The following is a 14409-nucleotide window of genomic DNA, read 5'->3' on the forward strand; positions in this document are numbered from 1 at the left end:
TAAGTCAAGCCCAAGGGAAGCAGCCCGATTGGCTGGGCTTCTATATGACATGAGGACGTATGTACAGCGTGCATCTTTGATGATGCTGCCAAGGGAAACGGGTGAAAAAGCGTCTCCTGCCGAATCTTAGGACGGCGGAATATGCGTCCTGAAAAATTCCCGTCAAAGACTGCAGGCTTCCGCCTTGCTGCGTCTTTGCTGGACAAAAAATACAGAAGCGAGCAAAAGGAACCCCACCATATCCGTCACAAGCCCCGGCTGAATCATCAAGAGTCCGCCGACAAACATCAAAAGGCGCTCAAGCCAATGCATCGGCTTCACAAGGCAGCCGATCATCGCCGCACTCAAACCGACCATGCCAATGATCGAAGTCAAGAGCACCGTGATAAGACCTACGGGCGTCGCGTCGATCATCAAGACGACGGGAGAGAGTACGAAGATGTACGGGATGATGAAAGCGGCGATTGCCAGTTTCGATGCGTTGATACCCGTCTTTAACGGCTTGCCGCCGCTGATGGCGGAGCCGGCGAAAGCGGCGAGCGCAACGGGCGGCGTCACGTCGGCGATGATGCCGAAGTAGAATACGAACATGTGCGCCGCGAGCACGGGAACCCCCATCTGCACGAGTGCGGGCGCGGCGATCGTCGAGGTGATGACATAGTTCGCCGTCGTCGGCACGCCCATGCCGAGAATGATCGATGTGATCATCGTGAAGAACATCGTCGGCAGCAGCATACCGCCCGAGAGATCCAAGAGCGCCGAAGCGAGCTTCAATCCTACGCCCGTCTTTGTCACAACGCCGATGATGATGCCCGCCGAAGCGCAGGCGACGAGAACGCCAAGGACATTTCGCGCACCGTTTTCCAGCCCGCGCACAATCTCGACCGGCTTCATGCGCGTTGACTTCCGAAGAGACGATGCGACGAGCGAAAGCACGATCGCCCAAAGCGCCGCGCGCATCGGCGTGAAGCCTGATACGAGAAGATAGATGATGACGACGAGCGGAATCGCGAGGTGTCCGCGCTCTTTAAGGATCGCCCATGCCTTCGGCAGCTCGCTTCTAGGCACGCCCTGGAGATTGCTGCGGCGCGCCTCGAAGTGAACGCCGAGCCATATACCGAGGAAGTAAAGGAGCGCCGGTATCGTCGCCGCCTTGACGACGTCAAAATACGGCACGCCGACGAACTCCGCCATGAGGAACGCTGCCGCTCCCATGACGGGCGGCATGAGCTGACCGCCCGTCGACGCCGCCGCCTCGACCGCGCCCGCGAAGTCGCGCTCGTAGCCGAGCTTCTTCATCATGGGGATCGTGAAGGCGCCCGTACCCGCGACGTTGGCGACCGAGCTTCCCGAGACCGTTCCCATGAGTCCGCTCGAAAGCACGGCGACCTTCGCGGGGCCGCCGCGCGCCCAGCCCGCCACAGCATTTGCAAGGTCGATGAAAAATCTGCCCAACCCCGTCGACTCAAGATACGCACCGAAGAGAATGAAAAGGAAGATAAACGTCGAGGACACGCCGAGCGGTATGCCGAACACGCCCTCCGTCGTAAAGAACAGATGCGCGACGAGCTGATCGAGATTCAACCCGCGATGCGCAAGCACGCCGGGCAAATAAGGACCTGCGAATGCATACGCGAGAAAAAAGAGGACGACGCAGACCATCGGCATACCAACGACACGGCGCGTCGCTTCTATGACGAGCAAGATACCGATAAGTCCGACGACAAGATCGAGCGAATTGACCGTACCCGCACGCGTCACGAGACTGCGATAGGCGAAGATGATGTAAGCAGGAGCGCCGGCGCCCAAGACGGCGAGAATGACATCAACGACATGCAGCTTATTCTTTGACCAAACCTGCCGCATCGGGAAGAGCAGATAGACGAGCGTCAGACCGAACCCCAGATGAACCGCACGCTGCAGCTGTGCATCAAGCACACCGAAAAGCGCCGTATAAATTTGAAAGAGCGAAAACGCGATAGCGATCACCGCAACGACCTTCGCCATAAAGCCCTTGTGCTCAATGGCATTGGCCTCCTTATCGTATTTTTTCAGAGCTTCCTTCGCAAGCTCTGTATGCTTCTTATCCGGCATAGCTGAACATCATTCCTTTCTTGCCGCATTTGCGGCTCCATGCGCTTTGCCAAAAAGCTTTTCCATGCCCCATTGCCAAGGAGGCATGACTGCGAGGTCGATGCGGCTGCCCGGCTCCAACTTCTCAAACAACCGTTCCTCCGTACCGTCAAGCACAAGCGTCAGTTCCGTGCCGACGCCTGTTCGCAAAGACAAACGAGGAAAGCGCCTCTCCATACCGTCCATGACGAAATGATCGCCCTCTGCGCGAAAGTGTCCCTCGCTCGCGAGGAACGGCAGCCCCACGCCGAAGGATTGATACCGCGTCGAATCGAGCACAAAGCCCGCAAGCTCGTTGTCTACATGAAGATTTTCTTCGACGGGCGTTTTCTGCACCGAGTGGATGAAATGAATCTCCACAGGCATCCCTGCATACGCCCTTTCGAAATAAAGGATAGCCCCCTGCTCGCTTTCTACGACGAGCAAGGGGCGTATCAGAAAATCTGCAAGCGCCGCAAGCACGAGGGCGGCGAGGAAGAGCCTCACCCCCAGCTGCTTCTTCATTTATTCCTTGAAGTAGCGCTCTGCACCGGCATTGAGTTCGATGGACATGCCGTTCTTCGCGCTTTCCTTCGTGATCTGCTTCGCTGCCGAATGTGCCGCCTGCAGCTTTTCAAGGTTGTCGAAGAGCGCCTTCGTGATATCGTAGCCGAGTTTATCGTCCACCTTGTCCGTCGCGACGAGCATCGCCATGACGGATATGCCCGGCACCTCTTCATCGAAGCCCGCATAGGTGCCCGCCGGAATCGTCGTCTTCGTGTAGAACGGATACTTTGCGATCAGAGCGTCCGCCTTGTCCGCCTCGATCGGCAAGAGGCGCACCTTGTTTTGCGAAGTGATATCCTGCACCGCCGCCGTCGGGAAGCCCGCCGTGACGAAAGCCGCGTCAACATTGCCGTCCTTTAAGGCGCTCGCCGCCTCGCCGAAGGACAGGTACTGCTCGTCAATATCGTCGTATGTGATGCCGTACGCTTCAAGGATCTGGCGCGCGTTTGCCTCCGCACCGCTGCCCGCCGCGCCGACGGCAACGCGCTTGCCCTTGAGGTCAGCGACGCTCTTGATGCCACTCGAATCAAGCGTGACGATCTGACACGTCTCGGGATAGAGCGCCGCGATGCCGCGCAGATTTTCGACCTTCTTATCCTTGAACATCTCCGTGCCGTTCACTGCATAATATGTGATGTCGTTCTGCACGATAGCGAGATCGACCGAGCCTTCCTTCAGCATATTGATATTTGCAACCGTCGCGCCCGTGGACTGCGCACTGGCATTCATGCCTGGAACCGCCTTGTTCAAGATCTCCGCCATAGCGCCGCCGATCGGGTAGTAGGTGCCTGCCGTGCCGCCCGTAGCGATGTTGATGAACTTGTTGCCGCTCGATGCACCGCAGCCGACAAGCAGAACCGTGGAGAAAATCAAAAGCGCCGTTGCGGAAAGGATTCTCCCAAGTTTGCCCAAATTCATGGTTAATACCTCCTAGAAATATAATCTTATTATATACTACGTATGCTATTATAACATATCTTATATAACGATGCAAAGAAATCTTCTATGGAAGTTTCACGGAGCGGCGCCCGCATCCGCCCCAATGAGATCCCGCACGACGACGCTTGCGAGAATCAAGCCTGCGACAGACGGCACAAAAGAAATGCTGCCGGGCGGCTGCTTGTCCATGCAGCTGCGCTCATCCTTCTTCTCTTCCATCGGTGCAAAAAGCGGTTTCTTCGGCTTCTCTTTGGAGTAAACGACCGTTAGGGCAAGCACGCCGCGCGACTTTAATTCACGGCGCATGACACGCGCCAGCGGACAGACGCTCGTATCATAGATGTCGGCAACTTCGAATTTCGTCGGGTCGAGCTTGTTTCCGGCGCCCATGCTGCTCACAATGGGAATGCCACGCTTTTTCGCTTCCAAGACGAGTCCGATCTTTCCTGTGACGGTATCAATGGCATCGACGATATAGTCGTAAGCGCCATGAAAAAAAAGACCTGCCCGCTCGGGCAGGAAGAAATCCTCGATTACCTCGATCGTGACGGATGGATTGACGTCCTCCATGCGCTCCTTCATGACCATCGCCTTGCTGCGCCCCATCGTGCTATGAAGTGCTGCCAGCTGACGATTGAGATTCGATGCGGCGACCGTGTCATGATCGATGAGCGCGATGCGTCCGACGCCCGCACGCACCAGCGCCTCCACAGCAAACGAGCCGACGCCGCCGACGCCGAATACAGCGACGCGCGCCGACCGCAGACGCTCGACGCCCGCCGCACCGATGAGCATCGCCGTGCGGCAAAACTGCTCGTCCATCAAAAATCGCCCCCTTCTGAGCAAACACCTGCGTCATCCGGCTCCGAAAAAAGAGACGTCCGTCACTTCTTCGGATGGAACGGGTCGAACTTCGGCAGAGGAGCGTCGACGCGCGGGGCGAAGGACGGCATCTTCTCCGTCGATCGCTTCATGAAAGACGGCGGTTCAAGAGATGCAATGCTCTCCGTCTTAAGTTTGCTCGCGGGCGCTTCCATGCGCTGCACTTTCATGACGACACCATCGACGAAATCCGTCGCGATGATCGTCGCGCGGATCTTCTGCCCCATGGCAGAATCAATGACCGTGCCAAGAATGATATTCACATCGGGATGTGTATTGTCGTAAATGTACTGCGTCGCCGCATTGACATCATAGAGCGTCATCGCCTCACTGCCGCTGAGGTTCAGGATCAGACCGCGCGCGCCCTTCAAAGACTTCTCGACGAGTGGACTCTCGACCGCCTTCTTCACGGCTTCGACCGCACTCATCTGGCTCTCGCCAATGCCAAGAAGTGCGTCGCCGCTCTGGCTCTGGCGGAAAATAGACGTAACATCGGCGAAATCGACGTTGATGACGCCCGTCGTCAAGATCAATTCCGTGATGCACTGAATCGCCTGTCTAAGGACATCGTCCGCCGCCTTGAAAGCGTCAACGAGCGACAGCTGCTTGTTCTCAGGCAGCTTCATGAGATTATCATTCTGTATGCCGATCAGAGCGTCGAGATTGCCTTGCAGTTTTGCGATGCCCTCATTCGCGATACGTTTCTTGCGCGCACCTTCAAACGAAAACGGCACCGTCACAACGCCGACCGTCAATATGCCCAGATCCTTCGCAAGCTTTGCGACAACAGGCGCCGCGCCCGTGCCCGCGCCGCCGCCCATGCTCGCCGTGACGAATACGAGGTCAGCGCCCCGCATCGCCGCCTTGATCTTCTCGGCATCGCTCTTCGCCGCCGCCTCGCCGAGATCCGCCACGCCGCCTGTCCCGAGCCCCTTCGTCAGCTCGCGGCCGATAGCGAGCGTCTTGACGCCCGTCTCTTCCATATAGCCGAGATGCTTCACATCCGTATTGATCGCGATAAGCTCCACATCGAGATCATTCCCTTCAGCGATGCGCTCAAGGACACTGTTGCCGCCCCCGCCCACACCGACGATCTTTATCGTGACTACCGCTCTCTTGATCTTCGTGTCGTCCGTTATCATGGAAGCGGTCCCCCCTCTCTGCGCCTTACGGCTCCATCCGTTGACACTTATCGCTAATTATCCACTTGCATTTATTCGCCGTTTCTTTCGTCATTCCTGCAAAAAAGGGGAAAATATTTCATTGCTCCCGTAAAGAATCACGAAAGACGCTTATCTCCACGAACCCCCGCCAGCTGCGTCAAAAGCATACCTGCAAGCATCAAGGCACAGCCGGAAAGCTCTGCCGCACGCAGCGACTCGCCAAGAAAAATCGCACCCGAAACGGCGCCGAACACCGACTCCAGGCTCATGATGACAGCTGCCAAGGCAGGCTCGGCATACTGCTGCCCAACGATCTGCAAAGTAAAAGCGACGCCCGAGCTCATGACGCCTGCATAGAGAATCGCCGCAGCCGACGCCTCGATGTCCGCCGCCGTCGGCTGCTCAAAGAGAAAAGCGAGCACGAGACTCGCGCAGGCACAGACAAAAAGCTGCGCCGCGGAAAGCTCAACAACATCGACAAAGGCTGCAAAACGTCCGACGCAGATGATGTGCAGCGTCCAAAGCAAAGAGCTTGCGACCATGATCGCATCACCGTAGGAGAGGGAGAAGCCATCTTTCATCGACAAGCAATACAGCCCAAAAAGAGCCAAAAACGCGCCGCACCAATGAAGCGTACGGATGCGGCTGCCCAAAAAGACGGCGGCGAGCGGCACAAACACGAGATAAAGGCATGTGATGAACGCCGTCTTTCCCACCGTCGTATACTGCATCCCCACCTGCTGCAAGGTCGTCGCCAAAAAGAGGACCACGCCGACGAGCGCCCCCGCCTTAAAGCCCGAACGATACGCACCCGCCGCCTTCGCCGCACGTCTCTTCGGCGCAAAGAGCAGCCACAAGAGGAGCACGACAGGCACAGCAACGACATAGCGCGCCGCGCCGTATGTAAAAGGACCAATGCTTTCCATGCCGACAGACTGAGCGACAAAAGTCGTCCCCCAGATGAAAGCGGCGATAAAGAGCGCCAAACTGCCGCGCAGACGCACGAACTTCACCTCCGCTTCACTTGAGCCAAGCGTTGAATTTCTCGATGAGCTTCACCGGCTTGTACGATTCCTTCGCCTGCCTAAGCCCCTCGATGCCCATGTCTTCCTCACGATTGATATACGTCATATCGGACCAAGCATGTTCGACGAACGCCTGATTTATGGCAGGATACGCCCCTCGCACCTCAGGGTCGGCCTTCTCCACATGGATGACCGCCGTATCGTCGTTGAGCTGCTCTCCGAAAGTAAAAGCGACGACGCGCTGCCCGATGAGAATCGCGCCTCCCTTGAGGCGAAAATCCTTGAAGTTATTCAACACCTCGATGATCGCTTGACGCTCCAATGCGATAAACGGATCGTCGGGAATCTCATGCGCACGCTGCTTGTACCAGCCGTTGATCGTCAACTTACACTGTGTGACAATCTCATCCGTGATCGGCTGATACTCAGCCTCGGGATAATTCTTGCGAAAACTGTTCAAATGATTCTTTTTCGAATGAAACTTGCGCCCCGCGAGTTTCATCAAGTCCTCAGCAAGATACACATAGTCAAAATTGTTGCGATCAGCCTCAACGACGAAATCCATCCCATCCAAACGTTCCAAAAGGTCGGCAAAGGAGCGCTCGACGCCCGAAAATCGCACCGGCTTCCCCTGCGATTTGAAGTGGTCGCAGACGCCTCGAATCGCCGCCGGCATCTTCTCCTGCGGTCCGAACGGCTGCATGGCAAACTCACGGCCATCCCACTCCGCTTTCATATAAAGCACATCATCTTCCTTTGCCCACATGATTTTATACGGCTCATGCCACATGTAGAGGTTCGTAAAGTTGAAATGCGAATTCTCATAATACCGCGCCCGAAAAAAACAGTCGAGCAGCGGCTTATCCTCTTTTTGCAGTCCTCGAAAATCTATGATGCTCATTCCTCTCTTGTTCGCACTAAGGAAGCGCCGATACATTCAATGTCTCAACAATTCTGTCGGACGGTGCGCTTTCCGCCGGCTGTTCTATCATTATATCAACTCTGTCAAGCAATTAACAATCCCTTCTATTTTGGTCGGGATTGTTAATTGCTTTTTAATTGCGACTGCACCTGTCCTTTAATCTTACCATGCTATACTTTTCGTATCGAGCAGGAATCCAGCAGCCGGCTCGATGCCAGCGGCAACGGCGGCTCTTTCCACACTTCTGTGCCTCCCTGCTGCTTGAAAATCTAATTCTTTCTCTATCCCAAAAAAGAAGGGCTTGCCTTGCGGCTTGCCCTTCTTTTTTGACTATTTTCAGCGCCTCAGCGGAAGAAGCGCACGCCTGCGTCGAAGAGTCCCTGCTCCTTGTTGCCCGGCACATTCTTCGAGATGTTATCGCCGACACGCTCGGAGTGACCCATCTTGCCAAGGATTCGTCCATTGGGGCTTGTGATCGCCTCAATCGCTTCGGTGGAGCCGTTCGGGTTGAACGGCGATTCCATCGTCGGCTCACCCGATTCATCGACATACTGCGCTGCGATCTGACCGCGAATACGCATCCTCGCGATGACTTCCTTATCGGCAACGAAACGCCCCTCACCATGCGAAACGGCGATCGTATGGATATCGCCGACCGAGACGTTGTTGAACCACGGCGAGAGGTTCGACATGATGCGCGTCTGCACCATGCACGAGACATGTCTGCCGATCGTGTTGTGCGTGAGCGTCGGCGCCTCCCAATCGAGCGGCATAATCTTGCCGTAGGGCAGAAGCCCGAGCTTGATGAGGGCTTGGAATCCGTTACATATACCGAGGATCAGCCCCTCGCGCTTCTGGAGAAGTTCCATGATCTCCTCGGCGATGCGCGGATTTCTGAGCGTCGCCGCGATGAACTTACCCGATCCGTCCGGCTCATCGCCGCCTGAGAAGCCGCCCGGCAGCATGAGGATCTGCGCCTTGTTGATACCGGCGGCGATTGCCTGTACCGATTCTTCAACCGCCTGCGGCGTGAGATTCCGAATGACGAGCGTATCAACTTCGCCACCCGCCTTCTCGAAAGCGCGCTGCGTTTCATATTCGCAGTTGGCGCCGGGGAACACGGGCATGAAGATGCGCGGCTTTGTGTAGCGGTCGCTGGCGCGCTGCCGCACGCCGCGGCGGAACGGCGCGGCAGGCGACGCCGTCCTGCCCTTACTCCTGACCATCGCAGGGAAGATGCCGTCAAGCGCCGACGTGTACGGTTCCCGCAGCTCGTTAAGCGTCTGCACCATGCCGTTGCAGACGATGCTCGCGACCGTCGTCGTACGCCCAAGCAGCGTCCACTTGACGCCGGCGAGCGCTTCCGTCACGTTGACCGCCTCGCTCATCTCAAGAAGCAGCGTGCCATAAGCCGGGCGGAAGAGATCTTCAAACTTGATGGCGCCGGGCGCAGCCTTGAAACCAAGGTCATTGCCCAAGCACATCTTCGTCAAAGCCGCTGCGATGCCGCCCCTGCCGACACTCGATGCCGAAAAGACGCGGCGGCTCTGCATGAGCGCGTGCACGCGCTCATAGTTGCGGCGCAAGTTGGCGAATACGGGCAGATCGTTCGCATCGGTCGGCACTTCGATGGCATAGACCTTGCTGTTCGCATACTTGAATTCCGCAGAGATCGCCTCGCTTGCCTTCATGACGTTGACGGCGAAAGCGACGACCGTCGGCGGCACATGGATGTTCTCAAACGTGCCCGACATCGAATCCTTGCCGCCGACAGCGGGAATACGAAGCTCATGCTGCGCCCAAAGCGCACCCAAGAGCGCCGCAAACGGCATACCCCATTTTTCGGGATCTTTGCCAAGGCTTTCAAAGTATTCCTGCAGCGAAAGGCGCACAGTCGATGCATCCGCACCGAGCGCCACCATCTTCGTCACCGCTTCCACGATGGCATAGAGTGCGCCGTGGAACGGGCTCCACTCCGTCAGATACGGATCGAAGCCAAACGTCATCGCCGTCGCTGTATCCGTTTCTCCCGACTTGACAGGAATCTTCGCAACCATTCCCTGCTGCGGCGACAGCTGATTCTTGCCGCCGAACGGCATCAAGACCGTGCCCGCGCCGACCGTCGAATCAAAGCGCTCGGAAAGCCCCTTCTGACTGGCAACATTGATGTCGGCGAGATTTGCAAGCCATGCCGCCGTGAGATTGCTTTGATTCTTGACGACCGCAGGCGGCAGGCGGCGCAGATAGTTCGACTCCACATCGGGCGATTGGAGCTGCACGCGAGCATGCTGCTTGACGCCGTTCGTATCAAGAAACACACGCGCCAAGCTGACGATGCGCTGACCACGCCAGACCATCTCAAGCCTGCCCGTATCCGTGACTTGAGCAATCGGCGTCGCTTCCAAGTTCTCACGATCAGCAAACGCTATGAGGACGGGCAGCGCTTCGGGACGCATGACGACCGCCATGCGCTCCTGCGACTCGGAGATAGCGAGTTCTGTACCGTCGAGACCTTCATACTTCTTCTTGATCGCATCGAGATCAATCGCCAAAGACGGCGCAAGCTCTCCGACAGCGACCGCAACACCGCCCGCGCCGAAGTCGTTACAGCGCTTGATGAAGCGGCTGACTTCAGGGTGGCGGAAAAGACGCTGGATCTTGCGCTCCGTCGGCGGATCTCCCTTCTGCACCTCGGCGCCCGCCGTCGTCAGCGAAGCTTCCGTATGCACCTTCGAAGAGCCTGTCGCACCGCCGCAGCCGTCACGCCCCGTCCTACCGCCGACCAAGACGACGACGTCGCCCGGCTCCGGCGTCTGACGTACGACATCCGCCTGCGGCACAGCGCCTAAAACCGCACCGATCTCCATGCGCTTCGCCATGTAGCCCTCATGGTAGACCTCATGCACCGCGCCCGTTGCAAGACCGATCTGGTTGCCGTAGGCGCTGAAGCCTGCCGCCGCCCCCTGTGTGATCTTCTTCTGTGGCAGCTTTCCCGGCAACGTAGCGTCGATCCTGCCGCGCGGATCGGCGGATCCCGTCACGCGCATCGCCTGATAGACATAGGAACGCCCCGACAGCGGATCACGGATCGCACCGCCCAAGCACGTCGCCGCACCGCCGAAAGGCTCGATCTCCGTCGGATGGTTGTGCGTCTCGTTCTTGAACATCACGAGCCACTTTTCTTCCTTTTCATCAATCACCACAGGTACGACGATGCTGCAAGCATTGACCTCGTCGGAAGCGTCCAGATCTTCCAAAAGCCCCTGCTGACGCAAAGCCTTCATACCGATGCAGGCGAGATCCATCAAAGAAACGTCGCTCTTTTTCCCCGCATGGACCTTCTCACGATCGAGCATATAGAGCTTCAATGCCTGCGCGAGCATCGGCGCATACTTGCCGTTGCCGAAATCCACCTTGTCAATGACCGTCATGAACGTCGTATGGCGGCAGTGATCCGACCAATATGTGTCGATGACGCGAAGCTCCGTGATCGTCGGGTCGCGCTTCTCCGCCGTCACAAAGTACTTCTGGCAAAACTGCATATCCTCGATGCTCATGGCAAAGCCGCGTTCTGCCATAAAACGCCCAAGCGACGCCGCATCCATCTGACAAAAACCTGCGATCGTCTCAACATCGGCAGGCTCCTCGATCTTCTCCGCAAGCGTAGCGGGCTTCTGCAGCGACGCCTCGCGGCTCTCAACCTTATTGATGCAGTATTCCTTGATTTGCGCCAAGAGCGCCGGAGAAATCGAACCGACAAGTACATAGACGAGCGCCGTGCGAATCGTCGGACGCTCCTTCTGTGTCACGAGCTGCACACACTGCGCCGCCGAATCCGCACGCTGATCATACTGCCCCGGCAAATACTCAACGGCGAACGCTTTCGACTCGGGAAAGTCGGGGAGTTTCTCCTCGTAGATCGTATCGACGGGCGGCTCAGAAAAGACGACGTCGCGCACCGCCTTATACTCCTCATCGGAAAGCCCCTCGATATCATAGCGAATAAAGATGCGCACTGCCTTCAGCTCCGTCGCCAGACGAAACGTCTCCGTCAGATCATCGCAAAGCTGCTGCGCCGGAATATCAAAATACCCCTGTCGTTTCTCTACAAAAAGTCTTCTTACACTCATGCCTGCAGACCATCCTCTCCATTGGCTCTTCGCACCGCATCTGTCAATTTCTTTATTGCTTCATCAAATCCAAATCAATCTTCACGACGACCTTCGTCACCTCCGCCGGATACTCATCAAGCACAGAAACACCCGGACGGTGCACATCCTCCGGATAGAGCACGGCATAACTTCCCGCCTTGAGCAAAATGTTGCTCTCAGGAATCAAGGCGCGGTAGAAGATGGCGTCTTTCTCCTCATCGTACGGCGTCATCTCCAAGAGGTCAGGACTCATCGGGCACCAGCCAAGGAACTCCTCCCCCTCCGCAACATACTGTATATCCACAAACTTTCGGTGCGCCTCGGGTACGCACTCAGCCTGCGGACGCGTCGTATAGCGCGAGAGCAGCGCGAAGATCTTATCACCGTCGATCTCATGGCGTCCTTCCGACATACTGCGAAAATCCTGCGAGCGCAAAAAAGCCAGCGCCTTTGTCAGCGCCGCCGAATACCCCTTCTGCTCGTCTTTTGACACCCCGATAATGCCCGTCATCATAAGCAATCCCCCTTCGCTTTTCGAAAAAGCGATTGATTTCCTTATTTATTCTATGATATGATCTTCGTGTATTTTATATTATATGATGAAAGACGAATCTCCGCAAGTATGCGAATTTTAGCAGAGAAGGGGAAATGATCATGCGCGAACTCCTGGAACTCTTAGAGCACGACGCCCGACGTCCCATCGGCGAAATCGCCGCCGTACTCAAGAAAAGCGAGTATGAAGTAGAAAAGGAAATCAAAGGGCTTGAACAGGATAAGATCATCTTGAGTTACAACACCTTGATCAACTGGCAAAAATTCGGTGACAACAGCGTCAATGCCATCATCGAAGTCAACCTTACGCCCGAGCGAGAAGTCGGCTTTGACGCCATCGCCGAGCGCATCTATCGCTTTGAAGAAGTACGCACCGTCTACCTCATGAGCGGCAGCTTCGATCTCCTCGTTATCATCGAGGGCAAATCCCTGCAAGACGTCGCCAACTTCGTCGCGACACGACTCTCGACCATCGAAGGCGTCACGCAGACACGCAGCCACTTCATGCTCAAAGCGTACAAGAAGGACGGTACGATCATCGACGACAAAGAGAAAGACCGCCGACTGGTGGTGTCGCCATGACGAAATGGACTGACCGCATCGCACCCGCCGTCCATGCCGTGCCGCCCTCGGGCATACGCAAATACTTCGACATCGCCGCCGAAATGGATGACGTCGTTTCTTTAGGCGTCGGTGAGCCGGATTTTGTCACGCCTTGGTCGATTCGCGAAAGCTGCGTCCACGGTCTTGAGCAGGGCTACACTTCCTATACGGCGAATCGCGGTATGCTTGAGCTGCGCGAAGAAATCGCCGCCCTCTACGCACGCGAACACGACGCCCTCTACGAACCGACGAAGGACATCCTCATCACCGTCGGCGTCAGCGAAGCCTTGGATCTCGCCTTACGCGCCATCCTCTCACCCGGCGACGAAGTCTTGATCCCCGAGCCTTGCTACGTTTCCTACCAAGCCTGCGTCACATTCGCGGGCGGCAAAGTCGTCCCCGTCGCCGCAAAGCTCGAAAATGACTTTCGCATTACGCCCGAAGAGCTGGAACCACATGTAACAAAGCGTACGAAAGCGCTTCTCATCGGCTACCCGAACAACCCGACGGGCGCCGTCATGGCAAAGGACGATCTTCTGAAAATCGCCGCTTTCGCCGAAAAGCACGACCTCATCGTCATATCCGACGAAATCTACGGCGACCTCACCTACGGCGGCATGAAGCACACGGCGTTTTCCTCTCTGCCCAACATGAAAGAGCGCACGATCCTCCTAAACGGCTTCTCTAAAGCCTACGCCATGACCGGCTGGCGCATCGGCTACGCGCTCGGCAACCCCGACATCATCGCCGCCATGACGAAAATCCATCAGTACACGATGCTCTGCGCTCCCATCACAGCACAGATTGCCGCCATCGAAGCGCTGCGCCGCGGCGAAAAGTACATGAAAAAGATGGTCGCCGAGTACGACCGCCGCCGCCGCCTTATCTACGACGGCTTTTTGAAACTCGGTCTCTCATGCTTCGAACCGAAAGGCGCTTTCTACATCTTCCCAAACATCGCGTCGAGCGGCTACACGGACGAAGAATTTGCCGAAAACCTTCTGCGCAAAGAGCACGTTGCCCTCGTCCCCGGCAGCGCTTTCGGCGAAAGCGGCAAAGGTCACATCCGCTGTTCCTACGCCACATCCATTGACAAGATCTCCGAAGCCCTCGCAAGGATCGGCAACTTTCTCAAAAATCATCGCAAGTAAACTTTCAGGACATATCTTCAGCCGCCACACATGACGGCATGATGCGCTTTTTAGCCCGTTTCCTGCGATGACACTGGCAAAGAAGCACACTGTACATATATCCTCACGCCTTACAGAAGTCTAGCCAATCGGTCTGCACCTTCGGCTTGACCTCTTGGGGCTTCATGGTAATGGAAACAAAAAGCCCCGCCTGCGCGTCCTCTCTTTCGAGAAGCGCTCAAGCGGGGCTTTTCCTATTGCAAAATCCCTGTGGTCTTTCATGCGCCCGTCGTTCCAGCCAATCGCTGCACTTCTTCCAACGACAACTGCGTCGCATCTGCTATCTGCGAAACCGTGAGCTTG

Annotated in this window: 11 protein-coding genes; 2 read left to right on the plus strand and 9 right to left on the minus strand. The window is 56.6% G+C overall.

Features of this window, described 5'->3' with window-relative positions; genetic code table 11:
* Positions 1-162: 162 nt before the first annotated feature.
* The 9 genes from ACTTKG_RS04730 to ACTTKG_RS04770 form a co-directional block, all read right to left on the minus strand.
* Positions 163-2094 (minus strand): TRAP transporter permease, encoded by a 1932-nt coding sequence (locus ACTTKG_RS04730; protein WP_442673103.1) that lies wholly within the window; start codon positions 2092-2094, stop codon positions 163-165.
* A gap of 9 nt (positions 2095-2103) precedes the next feature.
* Complete coding sequence (locus tag ACTTKG_RS04735) at positions 2104-2637, minus strand: DUF1850 domain-containing protein (protein WP_442673104.1); 534 nt, start codon at positions 2635-2637, stop codon at positions 2104-2106.
* Positions 2638-3597, minus strand: a complete 960-nt coding sequence (locus ACTTKG_RS04740; protein ID WP_442673105.1) for a TAXI family TRAP transporter solute-binding subunit — start codon at positions 3595-3597, stop codon at positions 2638-2640. It lies immediately after the preceding gene.
* 96 nt (positions 3598-3693) lie between these two features.
* Complete coding sequence (locus tag ACTTKG_RS04745) at positions 3694-4440, minus strand: tRNA threonylcarbamoyladenosine dehydratase (protein WP_442673106.1); 747 nt, start codon at positions 4438-4440, stop codon at positions 3694-3696.
* A gap of 62 nt (positions 4441-4502) precedes the next feature.
* Complete coding sequence (gene ftsZ, locus ACTTKG_RS04750; protein ID WP_442673107.1) at positions 4503-5642, minus strand: cell division protein FtsZ; 1140 nt, start codon at positions 5640-5642, stop codon at positions 4503-4505.
* 137 nt (positions 5643-5779) lie between these two features.
* Positions 5780-6676 carry a DMT family transporter gene (locus ACTTKG_RS04755; RefSeq protein ID WP_442673108.1) on the minus strand — a complete coding sequence of 299 codons (897 nt, stop codon included), beginning with the start codon at positions 6674-6676 and terminating at the stop codon, positions 5780-5782.
* Between the two features lie 7 nt (positions 6677-6683).
* Positions 6684-7589: a DUF2156 domain-containing protein gene (locus ACTTKG_RS04760; RefSeq protein ID WP_442673109.1), complete on the minus strand. Its 906-nt coding sequence runs from the start codon at positions 7587-7589 to the stop codon at positions 6684-6686.
* A gap of 365 nt (positions 7590-7954) precedes the next feature.
* Positions 7955-11740: a phosphoribosylformylglycinamidine synthase gene (locus ACTTKG_RS04765; protein ID WP_442673110.1), complete on the minus strand. Its 3786-nt coding sequence runs from the start codon at positions 11738-11740 to the stop codon at positions 7955-7957.
* 52 nt (positions 11741-11792) lie between these two features.
* Positions 11793-12275, minus strand: a complete 483-nt coding sequence (locus tag ACTTKG_RS04770; protein WP_442673111.1) for a YhcH/YjgK/YiaL family protein — start codon at positions 12273-12275, stop codon at positions 11793-11795.
* A gap of 140 nt (positions 12276-12415) precedes the next feature.
* On the opposite strand from ACTTKG_RS04770, the gene ACTTKG_RS04775 reads away from it, so the two are divergent.
* Complete coding sequence (locus ACTTKG_RS04775) at positions 12416-12895, plus strand: Lrp/AsnC family transcriptional regulator (RefSeq protein WP_442673112.1); 480 nt, start codon at positions 12416-12418, stop codon at positions 12893-12895.
* Positions 12892-14067: an aminotransferase class I/II-fold pyridoxal phosphate-dependent enzyme gene (locus tag ACTTKG_RS04780; protein ID WP_442673113.1), complete on the plus strand. Its 1176-nt coding sequence runs from the start codon at positions 12892-12894 to the stop codon at positions 14065-14067. The genes ACTTKG_RS04775 and ACTTKG_RS04780 overlap by 4 nt, the downstream gene beginning before the upstream one ends.
* The last annotated feature ends 342 nt before the right edge of the window (positions 14068-14409 follow it).

The organism is Selenomonas sp. (genome assembly GCF_052169755.1).
Lineage (GTDB): Bacteria > Bacillota > Negativicutes > Selenomonadales > Selenomonadaceae > Selenomonas.